The organism is Streptomyces sp. NPDC053750 (assembly GCF_044544295.1).
In the GTDB taxonomy this organism is placed as follows: Bacteria; Actinomycetota; Actinomycetes; order Streptomycetales; family Streptomycetaceae; genus Streptomyces.
Genome location: NZ_JBITXB010000012.1, coordinates 143,821 through 155,517 on the forward strand (window position 1 = coordinate 143,821; position 11,697 = coordinate 155,517).

The 11,697-nt window shown below is 68.9% G+C and carries 10 protein-coding genes; 7 read left to right on the plus strand and 3 right to left on the minus strand.

Annotation, left to right across the window (positions count from 1 at the left end; genetic code table 11):
* The first annotated feature begins 257 nt into the window (after positions 1–257).
* The gene (locus ACIGO6_RS29570; RefSeq protein ID WP_399881633.1) at positions 258–1,859 is read left to right on the plus strand and encodes an ABC transporter substrate-binding protein; all 1,602 of its coding nucleotides are present in this window, start codon (positions 258–260) and stop codon (positions 1,857–1,859) included.
* A gap of 95 nt (positions 1,860–1,954) precedes the next feature.
* On the opposite strand, the gene ACIGO6_RS29575 is transcribed toward ACIGO6_RS29570, so the two are convergent.
* The gene (locus ACIGO6_RS29575) at positions 1,955–2,626 is read right to left on the minus strand and encodes a response regulator (protein ID WP_399881635.1); all 672 of its coding nucleotides are present in this window, start codon (positions 2,624–2,626) and stop codon (positions 1,955–1,957) included.
* A gap of 14 nt (positions 2,627–2,640) precedes the next feature.
* Complete coding sequence (locus ACIGO6_RS29580) at positions 2,641–3,621, minus strand: RecB family exonuclease (RefSeq protein ID WP_399881637.1); 981 nt, start codon at positions 3,619–3,621, stop codon at positions 2,641–2,643.
* Positions 3,622–3,795: 174 nt separating this feature from the next.
* On the opposite strand from ACIGO6_RS29580, the gene ACIGO6_RS29585 reads away from it, so the two are divergent.
* The 3 genes from ACIGO6_RS29585 (at position 3,796) to ACIGO6_RS29595 (ending at position 7,045) form a co-directional block, all read left to right on the plus strand.
* Positions 3,796–5,304, plus strand: coding sequence for a site-2 protease family protein (locus ACIGO6_RS29585; RefSeq protein ID WP_399881639.1), 1,509 nt, complete (start codon positions 3,796–3,798; stop codon positions 5,302–5,304).
* A gap of 67 nt (positions 5,305–5,371) precedes the next feature.
* On the plus strand, positions 5,372–6,274 hold the full coding sequence (locus ACIGO6_RS29590) for a tRNA (adenine-N1)-methyltransferase (RefSeq protein WP_399881641.1): 903 nt from the start codon (positions 5,372–5,374) through the stop codon (positions 6,272–6,274).
* A 192-nt stretch (positions 6,275–6,466) separates the two neighbouring features.
* The gene (locus tag ACIGO6_RS29595) at positions 6,467–7,045 is read left to right on the plus strand and encodes a hypothetical protein (protein WP_399881643.1); all 579 of its coding nucleotides are present in this window, start codon (positions 6,467–6,469) and stop codon (positions 7,043–7,045) included.
* Positions 7,046–7,131: 86 nt separating this feature from the next.
* On the opposite strand, the gene ACIGO6_RS29600 is transcribed toward ACIGO6_RS29595, so the two are convergent.
* Positions 7,132–7,437 (minus strand): ferredoxin, encoded by a 306-nt coding sequence (locus ACIGO6_RS29600; protein WP_399881875.1) that lies wholly within the window; start codon positions 7,435–7,437, stop codon positions 7,132–7,134.
* Positions 7,438–7,683: 246 nt separating this feature from the next.
* Between ACIGO6_RS29600 and arc the strand changes: the two genes are divergently transcribed.
* The 3 genes from arc (at position 7,684) to ACIGO6_RS29615 (ending at position 11,591) form a co-directional block, all read left to right on the plus strand.
* A complete protein-coding gene (arc, locus tag ACIGO6_RS29605; protein ID WP_399881645.1) occupies positions 7,684–9,450 on the plus strand; it encodes a proteasome ATPase in 1,767 nt (588 codons plus the stop codon).
* A gap of 232 nt (positions 9,451–9,682) precedes the next feature.
* Positions 9,683–11,194, plus strand: a complete 1,512-nt coding sequence (gene dop / locus ACIGO6_RS29610; protein WP_399881647.1) for a depupylase/deamidase Dop — start codon at positions 9,683–9,685, stop codon at positions 11,192–11,194.
* 178 nt (positions 11,195–11,372) lie between these two features.
* On the plus strand, positions 11,373–11,591 hold the full coding sequence (locus tag ACIGO6_RS29615) for a ubiquitin-like protein Pup (protein WP_053128307.1): 219 nt from the start codon (positions 11,373–11,375) through the stop codon (positions 11,589–11,591).
* Positions 11,592–11,697: the final 106 nt, after the last annotated feature.

The following is an 11,697-nucleotide window of genomic DNA, read 5'->3' on the forward strand; positions in this document are numbered from 1 at the left end:
GCATGCCCGGCGAACGTTGTCGAGGTGACCTTGTGTCCTGATTGGTGAAACGCTGCACCAATCCTTCCACTGTCGGGTTTTCGGTGTGTCCACACCCGGTTTCGCTCCGTGATGAGCCCTCAACTCCGGTGGCTGCGAACCCCCGTGCGGGCGCGGACTAATCTCGTCGCGAGAACATCAGGCCACTACCCCCGTGATCCGCCGCGACACCCCTGCATGCCGGATACACGGACCGACAGCTCTGGAGAAACTCGAGCATGAACCGCAAGACTTTGGTGCTGCCGGCCGCCGTCGGCCTGCTCGCGCCGGTACTCGCCGCCTGCGGCGGGTCCGACGGTGGCAGCGGCGGGGACGCGATCGTCGTCGGCACCACGGACCGGTTCAGCGTGTCGAAGGAAGCGCCCGCGCCCCTCGACCCCGCGTACGCCTACGACGTCGGCCTGTGGAACGTCCTGCGACAGACCACGCAGACCCTCATGGTGCAGCCTCGCGGCGACGGCGAACCCGTGCCGGAGGCCGCCGAGAAGTGCGGGTTCACCGACACCGGCAACGAGCGGTACGCGTGCACCCTGCGTGACGGTCTGAAGTTCGCCAACGGCGACCCGATCACCGCCGAGGACGTCAAGTACTCCATCGAGCGCGCCCTGACCATCAAGGACGACAGCGGTGTGTTCACCCTGCTGTCGACCGTCGACACCGTCGAGACGCAGGGCGACCGCGAGGTCATCTTCCACCTCAACACGGCGGACGCGACCTTCCCGTACAAGCTGTCCACCCCGGTCGCCGGCATCGTCAACCCCGACGACTACCCCAAGGACAAGCTGCGCGCCGGCTGGGAACTGGACGGCTCCGGCCCGTACACCATGAAGGCCGAGGTCAAGGACGACGAGCTCACCAAGGCCGTGTTCACCAAGAACCCCGACTACAAGGGGAGTCTGAAGGTGAACAACGACAAGGTCGAGATGGTCTTCTTCGACGACGCCGAGTCCATGGGCAAGGCGATCGAGAAGGGCGACATCGACGTGATGACCCGCGCGATGACGCCGGACCAGATCCAGAAGCTCTCCAACGCCACGGACAGCGACGTCGACCTGATCGAGCTGGGTGGCCTCGAGATCCGCTACCTGGCCTTCAACACGGCCGCACCCACGGTCAAGGACAAGGCCGTCCGCAAGGCGATGGCCCAGCTCATCAACCGCAGCCAACTCGTCTCCGAGGTGTACGGCTCCCAGGCCGAGCCGCTCTACTCGATGGTTCCGGCCAGCATCACGGGCCACTCCAACTCGTTCTTCAACAAGTACGGCGACCCGAGCGTGAGCAAGGCCAAGAGCCTGCTCGAGGACGCGAACATCAGTACGCCGGTGAAGCTGACCCTGTACTACACGACCGACCACTACGGCGCCGCGACCAAGCAGGAGTTCGAGCAGCTGCAGAAGCAGCTGAACGACAGCGGTCTGTTCCAGGTCGAGATCGAGGGAGTGCCCTGGGACAAGTTCCAACCGGCGCAGCGAAAGGGCGAGTACGGCGTCTTCGGCATGGGCTGGTTCCCCGACTTCCCGGACGCCGACAGCTTCAGCGCGCCGTTCCTCGACAAGGACAACTTCCTCAACAACGGGTACGTCAACCCGGAGATCATCAACACCCTGATCCCCGAGTCCCGTGGCGAGGCCGACCGGCTCTCCGCCGTGGACAGTCTCACCGAGATCCAGGACATCACCGCCGACGACGCCCCGCTCATCCCGCTGTGGCAGGGCAAGCAGTACGTCGCCACCCGCGACGACATCACGGGCACGGCCTACGTCCTCAACTCCTCCTCGACGCTCCAGCTCTGGGAGCTGGGCCGCGGAGTCAGCGGCTGACGCCACCCGACACCACACGAAGGGCGCCCTCCTCCGACAGGAAGAGGGCGCCCTTCGGGGTTCGCGGCGCCTGAGCCGGCGCGGAACGCAGCGGCCTACTGCGCGCCGGGACGGACCAGGCCGCTCTCGTACGCGTACACCGCGGCCTGCACCCGGTCGCGCAGACCCAGCTTGGTCAGCACATGCCCCACATGCGTCTTCACGGTGGTCTCGCTGACGAACAGGTCGGCGGCGATCTCCGCGTTGGACAACCCGCGGGCCACCAGCTTCAGCACCTCCACCTCACGCTCGGTCAGCGTGTGCAGAGTGTCCGGCACCGGCTCGTCCCCCGACGGCAGATGCGTGGCGTACTTGTCGAGCAGCCGCCGGGTGATGCTCGGCGCGAGCATCGCCTCCCCGCCCGCGACGACACGGATCGCCTGCACCAGTTCGTTCGCCGGAGCGTCCTTCAGCAGGAACCCGCTGGCCCCCGCCTTCAACGCCTCCACCACATACTCGTCGAGGTCGAAGGTGGTCAGCACCAGCACCTTCGCCGGACCGTCCCGCTCAGGTCCGGTGATCTGCCGGGTCGCCTCCACACCGTCCATCCGCGGCATGCGGATGTCCATCAGCACCACATCGGGCTGCAACGCCCGCACCTGGTCGAGCGCCTGAAGGCCGTCTCCGGCCTCGCCGACGACCGCGAGGTCCTGCTCCGCCTCCAGAATCATCCGGAAGCCCGTGCGCAGCAGCGGCTGGTCGTCGACCAGTAGGACGCGGATGGCCACGTAAGTCTCCTTCGCTAGTCCGGTCCCATTCTGCCCTGCTCACCGGCACCGGATTCGGCCGCCCTCACCGGCAGCGGATAGGGCGGGGGAGTGCCGCCGAACTCCGGACAGTGCGCCTGGTGGTCGCACCAGCCGCACAGCTTGGTCGGACGCGGCCGCCAGTCACCCGTCTCGGTCGCCAGCCGGATGGCCTCCCACACCGCCAGCAGCTTGCGCTCCACCCGCTCCAGGTCGGCGAGGACCGGGTCGTACGTGAGCACGTCACCGCTGCCGAGATACACCAGCTGCAGACGCCGCGGGACGACCTTCTTCAGCCGCCACACCACCAGCGCGTAGAACTTCATCTGGAACAACGCACCCTCGGCATACTGCGGCCGGGGCGCCTTGCCCGTCTTGTAGTCGACGATCCGCACCTCGCCCGTCGGCGCCACGTCGACCCGGTCGATGATGCCGCGCAGCCGCAGCCCGGAATCCAGATCCGCCTCGACGAACAGCTCCCGCTCGGCCGGCTCCAGCCGGCTCGGATCCTCCAGGGTGAACCAGCGCTCGACCAGCCGCTCCGCCTCGGCGAGCCACTGCGCCAGCCGCTCGCCCCGCGGATCGTCCGCGAACAGCTCACCGACCTCCGGCCTGCTCTCCCGCAGCCGGTCCCACTGGCCCGGGATCAGCGCCTTCGCCCGCGGCGCCGTGCGCTCGGCCGCCGGGGCGTCGAAGAGCCGCTCGAGCACCGCATGCACCAGAGTGCCCCGGGTCGCCGCCTCACTCGGCTTCTCCGGCAGCCGGTCGATCACCCGGAACCGGTACAGCAGCGGGCACTGCATGAAGTCGCCGGCCCGGGACGGGGAGAGCGAGGCGGGCGCCACGGCGACGGGCACCGGCGCGGGGGCCGCGCCTGCGGCGGCCGCCTCACCCGGCACGTCCCCCTGCTCCACCGTCGCCGCCGGTCGCGCGGGCCCGCCGGCGCCCTCCGCGACATCCTCCGTGCTCGTCTCCATGCCCACAGACCTTACGGCCCACCACTGACAGTGACCCAGCCCGCGGCCGTCACCCGTGCGACGGAAGGGAAGCACAGGGGTGCCGGGGCGGAACGGGCCGCGACGGACGCATACCATCGACAGCAGACCCTCCCGTCCGGCAGGCGCGGGAGACGCTTCGAACGAGGGGACACCGTGGACGTGAGCGGCGGGAGCGGGCACCCGCGGTCCGGCAACGACGAGTCGGCCGAGCCCCGGGCAGAACCCACGACCCCGGCCACCGGCCCCGCACACCCGGGACCCGCGGACTCCGGTCCGCCCGAGGAACGACCCGCGGACCGCCCCCCGACACCGGGGGAGGAGACCGGCAACAACACCGCGGACCACGCCACCCCGGCCGGCCCCGCCCCCTCGGACCCGGCCACCGGCAGCGACCACCGGGCCCACCCGCCCGCGGAAACCACGCCCAGCACCCCCGACCGGACCCGCGCCGACGCCCACGCGTCCACCGGACCCGGCACCGGCCCGGGACGCCCGCCGCAGCGCCGCCCCGAACCCGGCGGCGGGCTCCTCATGGGAAAGCCCTTCGGCGTCCCCGTGTACGTCGCGCCCAGCTGGTTCCTCGTCGCCGCCCTGATCACCTGGGTGTTCGGCGGCCAGCTCGACCGCGTACTGCCCGAGCTGGGCGCCGCCCGCTACCTGGTCTCCCTCTTCTTCGCCGTCGCCTTCTACGCCTCCGTCCTCGTCCACGAGCTCGCCCACACCGTCGCCGCCCTCCGCTTCAAACTCCCGGTCCGCCGCATCCAGCTCCAGTTCTTCGGCGGCGTCTCCGAGATCGAGAAGGAGGCCGAAACCCCCGGCCGCGAATTCGTGCTGGCCTTCGTCGGCCCCCTCCTCTCCCTCGTCCTCGCCGGCGTCTTCTACCTGGCGCTGCTGCCCGTCGAACCCGGCACCGTCCCCGGCGTCCTCCTGGCCGGCCTGATGATCTCCAACCTCATCGTGGCCGCCTTCAACCTGCTCCCCGGCCTCCCCCTCGACGGCGGTCGGATGCTCCGCGCCGTCGTCTGGAAAATCACCGGCAAACCCATGCACGGCACCATCGCCGCAGCCTGGGTCGGCCGGGCCCTCGCCGTCTCCGTCCTGATCGGCCTCCCCCTGCTCACCCAGTCCGGCGCCCTCGGCACCGACGCCGTGGACAACGTCGGCATGGACACCGTCATGGACGCCCTGCTCGCCGCCATCCTCGCGGCGATCATCTGGACCGGAGCCGGAAACAGCCTCCGCATGGCCCGCCTGCGCGAACACCTCCCCGAACTGCGCGCCCGCGCCCTCACCCGACGCGCCGTCCCCGTCCCCGCCGACACCCCGCTCTCCGAAGCCCTGCGCCGTGCCAACGCCTCGGGAGCCCGCGCCCTCGTCGTCGTCGACAGCGACGGCGTACCCGTCTCCCTGGTCCGCGAGGCCGCCATCGTCGGCGTACCCGAGCACCGCCGCCCCTGGGTCCCGGTCAGCACCCTCGCCCAGGACCTCACCGACGGCATGCGCGTCTCCGCAGAACTGACCGGCGAAGAGCTCCTCGACGCCCTGCGCGCCAACCCGGCGACCGAATACCTGGTCGTCGAGGAGACCGGCGAGATCTACGGCGTCCTGTCCGCGGCCGACGTCGAGCGCGCCTTCGTCCAGGCCATGGCACGACCCAGCTGAACCCGCCCACCCCCGCCCCGCCCCCGCGCCGGTAAAGTCCCCGCCAGGAAACCGGTAGGCTGGTCACATGTCCGAACCGACCGGTGCCGCCCGCAGGCGCGGGCCCTTCAAGGTCGGGGACCAGGTTCAGCTGACCGACCCCAAGGGCCGCCACTACACGTTCACGCTCGAGGCCGGGAAGAACTTCCACACCCACAAGGGTTCCTTCCCCCACGACGAACTGATCGGTGCTCCCGAGGGCAGCGTTGTCCGCACCACCGGGAACGTCGCCTACCTCGCGCTGCGCCCCCTGCTCCCCGACTACGTCCTGTCCATGCCCCGCGGGGCAGCCGTCGTCTACCCGAAGGACGCGGGGCAGATCCTCGCCTTCGCCGACATCTTCCCCGGCGCACGCGTCGTGGAAGCCGGCGTGGGCTCCGGCTCCCTCAGCAGCTTCCTGCTGCGCGCCATCGGCGACCAGGGCATGCTGCACTCCTACGAGCGCCGCGAGGACTTCGCCGAGATCGCCCGGCAGAACGTGGAGCGCTACTTCGGCGGCCCCCACCCCGCGTGGCAGCTCACCGTCGGCGACCTCCAGGACAACCTGTCCGACACCGACGTCGACCGCGTCATCCTCGACATGCTCGCCCCCTGGGAGTGCCTGGACGTCGTCAAGAAGGCCCTCGTGCCCGGCGGCATCCTGTGCTGCTACGTGGCCACCACCACCCAGCTCGCCCGGACCGTCGAGTCCATCCGCGAGATCGGCTGCTTCAACGAGCCGACCTCCTGGGAGACGATGATCCGCAACTGGCACGTGGAAGGCCTCGCCGTCCGCCCCGACCACCGCATGATCGGCCACACCGGCTTCCTGCTCACCGCCCGCCGCCTCGCCGACGGCGTCGAGCCGCCCATGCGCCGCCGCCGCCCCGCCAAGGGCGCCTACGGCGAGGACTACGAAGGCCCCAACGCCGGCGGAGGCTCCGGCCGCTGAGACGGCCCCGCACCGCACACAACGTACAGGCGCCGTGGTGGAGTTCCCGAACGCTCTCGGGAACTCCACCACGGCGCCTTCGCGTTACCGGAAACCCCACGGACCGCCCACCCCGCCGTTCCCCCGCACTGTGACGTGTGGCACGATGCAGGCCACCCCCCGCCGGCACAGCCCTCACAGGAGACACTCCTCGTGCAGCACCCCGCCGTTCCGGACCTGTCGCACACGCACACCCGCCCGATCCACTGGGTCGCCACCGCCACGGCCCTCGCCGCAGTGGTGGCACTGTCCTCGGTCCTGCAGCCCGACGCCGCGACAGCCGCGCAGAGCGCCGCCCCCTCACCCAGGAACGCCCCCGCACAGACCGCACCGCCCGACCCGGCAGCCGTCACGTTCCCCCTGGAATGCGGCCCCGTCCAAGCGGTCGTGCAGAAGAAGGCCTCCGGCGACCTCGACGGAGACGGCCGGCCCGAGACAGTCGCCGTCGTGCACTGCGACGCACCCATGGGCACCCCGCCCGACGGCGTGTACGTCATCACGCACGACACCGACGCCGGCAAGCCCCGCGTCGTCGCCACCCTCGTCGACCCCAAGGACCGCAAGACCGTCACCGACTTCTCCGTGCACGACGGCGCCGTCCTCGCCACGCTCCTCGGCTACTCGTCGACCGACGTGCCCAGTTGCTGCCCCGACGTCACCGACGACGCGAAGTGGCAGTGGAAGAACGGCACGTTCGTCCGTGACACGCCCTCACAGGCACGGACCGTGTGACCGGCACCCCTGTGACGGATGAGGCGACGCGCCCTGTGACGCATCGCACATCGGTCACTCAGCGTGCGGATTGAGTCACAGTTGGGTCACTCTGCGTCCGGACCGTAGACCTCGGTCCTGTCCGAAACTCGACGCACATGGATGCACTCGCCCGGACACTCCCTCGCGGAGTCGACCACATCCGTGAGAAGCGGCAACGGCACGGGCGTTGCCGCCCCCTCGGCCTGCAAAAGCTCGTTGTCCGCGCCCTTCACGTAGGCCAGACCATCGATGTCCAGCTCGAACACCTCCGGCGCGTACTGGGCACAGATGCCGTCACCCGTACACAGATCCTGGTCGATCCAGACCTCCAGTGCCTCACCGACGACCGAGGCCTCCTGCTGCACGCTCATCTCTCCTGCCGTTTCCTGCGCCGAGCAGGTCCGGGAATCCGGCCAGCTCCGACGGGTGTTGAACACTTCGACCCTACCTTCGCCTGGGTTCCATCCACGTTCCGTGGGTATTCCCCTGGCGTGAGGGAGAGCGCAAGGGTGAAGATCGGACACACCCCGACCGTCTTTGTGATCTAGGGGTTTCAATCGACACCCACCCAGGTAGGGTCTGGAAGCGTCCAGCTCCCCTTGGAGGAGGTGAGGACCGTGGCAGCCCACGACGACGACATGAACCGCGGCATCCGCCCGGGACGCGGGTCCGAGGACCCGGCCGGGCAGGTCGCCTATCTTGAGCAGGAGATCGCCGTCCTGCGACGCAAGCTCGCCGACTCTCCGCGGCACACGAGAATTCTCGAAGAGCGGATCGTCGAGCTGCAGACCAACCTGGCCGGCGTATCCGCCCAGAACGAGCGACTCGCCAACACACTCCGCGAGGCCCGAGACCAGATCGTGGCCCTCAAGGAAGAGGTCGACCGGCTGGCCCAGCCGCCCGCCGGCTTCGGCGTCTTCCTGCAGGCCAACGAGGACGGCACCGCCGACATCTTCACCGGCGGCCGCAAACTCCGGGTCAACGTCAGCCCCAGCGTCGAGCTCGACGAGCTCCGACGCGGCCAGGAAGTGATGCTCAACGAAGCACTCAACGTGGTCGAGGCCATGGAGTACGAGAGCGTCGGCGACATCGTCACCCTCAAGGAGATCCTCGAGGACGGCGAGCGCGCCCTGGTCCTCGGGCACACCGACGAGGAGAGGGTGGTACGCCTCGCCGAACCACTGCGCGGCATCAACATCCGACCCGGCGACGCACTCCTGCTCGAACCCCGCTCCGGCTACGTCTACGAGGTCGTCCCCAAGAGCGAGGTCGAGGAACTCGTCCTCGAAGAGGTCCCCGACATCGGCTACGAGCAGATCGGCGGCCTCGGCGGACAGATCGAAGCCATCCGCGACGCGGTCGAGCTCCCGTACCTCTACCCCGACCTCTTCCGCGAGCACGAGCTGCGCCCGCCCAAGGGCGTCCTGCTCTACGGGCCCCCCGGATGCGGCAAGACACTCATCGCCAAGGCCGTCGCCAACTCACTGGCCAAGAAGGTCGCCGAAGTGACCGGCCAGGCCGCCGGCAAGAGCTTCTTCCTCAACATCAAGGGCCCCGAGCTGCTCAACAAGTACGTCGGCGAGACCGAGCGGCAGATCCGCCTGGTCTTCCAGCGGGCCCGGGAGAAGGCCAGCGAGGGCACCCCCGTCATCGTCTTCTTCGACGAAATGGAATCCCTCTTCCGCACCCGCGGCTCCGGCGTCAGCTCGGACGTGGAGAACACCATCGTCCCCCAGCTCCTCGCCGAGATCGACGGCGTGGAAGGCCTGCAGAACGTGGTCGTGATCGGCGCCTCCAACCGCGAGGACATGATCGACCCCGCCATCCTGCGCCCCGGCCGGCTCGACGTGAAGATCAAGATCGAGCGCCCCGACGCCGAAGCCGCCAAGGACATCTTCGGCAAGTACCTCACCGAGCGCCTCCCCCTCCACGTCGAAGACCTCTCGGAACACGACAAGGACAAGGCGGCCACCGTCCAGAGCATGATCCAGACGGCGGTGGAACAGATGTACGCCGAAACCGAGGAAAACCGCTTCCTGGAAGTCACCTACGCCAACGGCGACAAGGAAGTCCTCTACTTCAAGGACTTCAATTCCGGCGCCATGATCGAAAACATCGTGGGCCGCGCCAAGAAAATGGCGATCAAGGACTTCCTCGAGAAGAACCAGAAGGGGCTCCGCGTCTCCCACCTCCTCCAGGCCTGCGTGGACGAGTTCAAGGAGAACGAGGACCTGCCCAACACCACCAACCCGGACGACTGGGCCCGGATCTCCGGAAAGAAGGGCGAACGGATCGTCTACATTCGCACCCTCGTCACCGGAAAGCAGGGCGCGGACACCGGACGCTCCATCGACACGGTGGCAAACACCGGTCAGTACCTGTAAAAGGCGGGGCGGCTGCGGGTGCCCTCACCGGGTACCCGCAGCCGACTGTTTTCCGGAGCCCCGACTGGAGCAAGGCAATGCCGCAAATGATCTCCCCACCAGCGCAAAGGCGTTCTAGGCTCTTCCGTACCGCCGAGTCGCGCAGTGCGGGGACGGGCACCGCACACGCATCGGAGCGCCAGCGGTACTTGAGCGGCGCCCACCACGGGCACCGCCGGGCAAGGAGGGCCGCATGACCGTACGGCGAGTAATGGGCATCGAGACGGAGTACGGAATCTCCGTCCCCGGCCACCCGAACGCCAATGCCATGCTCACCTCGTCCCAGATCGTCAACGCCTACGCGGCGGCGATGCACCGGGCCCGCCGGGCCCGCTGGGACTTCGAGGAGGAGAACCCGCTGCGGGACGCGCGAGGCTTCGACCTCGCCCGTGAGGCCGCCGACTCCAGCCAGCTCACCGACGAGGACATCGGCCTCGCCAACGTGATCCTCACCAACGGAGCACGGCTCTACGTCGACCACGCCCACCCCGAGTACAGCGCTCCGGAGGTCACCAACCCGCGGGACGCCGTCCTGTGGGACAAAGCCGGCGAACGCATCATGGCCGAGGCCGCCGAGCGGGCCGCACAGCTCCCCGGCGCCCAGCCCATCCACCTCTACAAGAACAACACCGACAACAAGGGCGCCTCCTACGGCACCCACGAGAACTACCTGATGAAGCGGGAAACCGCCTTCTCGGACATCGTGCGCCACCTGACGCCCTTCTTCGTCTCCCGCCAGGTCATCACCGGCGCCGGCCGCGTCGGCATCGGCCAGGACGGACACGAACACGGCTTCCAGCTCAGCCAGCGCGCCGACTACTTCGAGGTCGAGGTCGGGCTGGAGACCACGCTGAAGCGGCCGATCATCAACACGCGGGACGAACCGCACGCGGACGCGGAGAAGTACCGCCGCCTCCACGTGATCATCGGCGACGCGAACCTGTCGGAGATCTCGACCTACCTCAAGCTGGGCACGACCGCCCTGGTCCTGTCGATGATCGAGGACGGATTCATCGCCGTCGACCTCGCCGTGGACCAGCCGGTGCGCACCCTCCACCAGGTCTCGCACGACCCGACGCTCAAGCGCCTGGTCACCCTGCGCAGCGGCCGGACACTCACCGCGGTCCAGCTGCAGATGGAGTACTACGAGCTGGCCCGCAAGTACGTGGAGGAACGCTACGGCGCGGACGCCGACGACCAGACCAAGGACGTCCTGGGCCGCTGGGAGGACACGCTCAACCGGCTCGAGAACGACCCGATGAGCCTCGCCGGCGAACTGGACTGGGTCGCCAAGCGCGAGCTCATGGAGGGCTACCGGCGCCGGGACAACCTGGACTGGGACGCCGCCCGGCTGCACCTGGTCGACCTCCAGTACGCCGACGTACGGCCCGACAAGGGCCTGTACAACCGGCTGGTGCACCGCGGCCGCATCAAGCGGCTGCTGGACGAGCAGGAGGTCGAGCGGGCCCGCACGAAGCCGCCGGAGGACACCCGGGCGTACTTCCGCGGGCGCTGCCTGGAGCAGTACGCGGACGATGTCGCAGCGGCCTCCTGGGACTCGGTGATCTTCGATCTGCCGGGCCGGGACTCGCTCCAGCGGGTGCCAACCCTGGAACCGCTTCGCGGAACGCGTAATCACGTCAAGGAGCTCCTGGACCGCTGCCGCACCGCGGAGGACCTGGTCAGGGTCCTGTCCGGGGGGTGACAGTACCGAGCGGGTACACGGAGGAGACCGCCGGACAGGGTGCAAAGTCACCGGGTCCGGGAACCATCGAGATGGCCCCCGTACGTTGGAGAAACTGCGGGGCCGATGTCGGACCCGGCTTGTAGGGTCTGATCTTGACCGAGCAATTGTGTCGGGCGAACCGAGCGGGGTGAGGGTTATGGCGACCAAGGACACCGGCGGCGGGCAGCAGAAGGCCACGCGTTCCACCGAGGAGGTCGAGGAGCAGGCGCAGGACGCGCAGGCCTCCGAGGACCTCAAGGAGCGCCAGGAGAAACTCAACGACGACGTGGACTCCGTCCTGGACGAGATCGACGATGTGCTCGAGGAGAATGCCGAGGACTTCGTGCGTTCCTTCGTTCAAAAGGGTGGGCAGTAAGCCCATTTCTCCTTCGAATCGAAGGTTGACGGCGGGCTCCGTGGGTGATGGCCTTCAGGCGTACTGCCGGGAGTGCTCCGCGGAGCACTCCCGGCAGGCGGCCAAG

Coding starts and splice junctions, on each gene's coding strand:
- ACIGO6_RS29570 (WP_399881633.1), top strand. CDS start 258: ATGAACCGCAAGACTTTGGTGCTGCCGGCCGCCGTCGGCCTGCTCGCG.
- ACIGO6_RS29580 (WP_399881637.1), bottom strand. CDS start 3,621: ATGGAGACGAGCACGGAGGATGTCGCGGAGGGCGCCGGCGGGCCCGCG.
- ACIGO6_RS29590 (WP_399881641.1), top strand. CDS start 5,372: ATGTCCGAACCGACCGGTGCCGCCCGCAGGCGCGGGCCCTTCAAGGTC.
- ACIGO6_RS29600 (WP_399881875.1), bottom strand. CDS start 7,437: ATGAGCGTGCAGCAGGAGGCCTCGGTCGTCGGTGAGGCACTGGAGGTC.
- dop (WP_399881647.1), top strand. CDS start 9,683: ATGACCGTACGGCGAGTAATGGGCATCGAGACGGAGTACGGAATCTCC.
- ACIGO6_RS29615 (WP_053128307.1), top strand. CDS start 11,373: ATGGCGACCAAGGACACCGGCGGCGGGCAGCAGAAGGCCACGCGTTCC.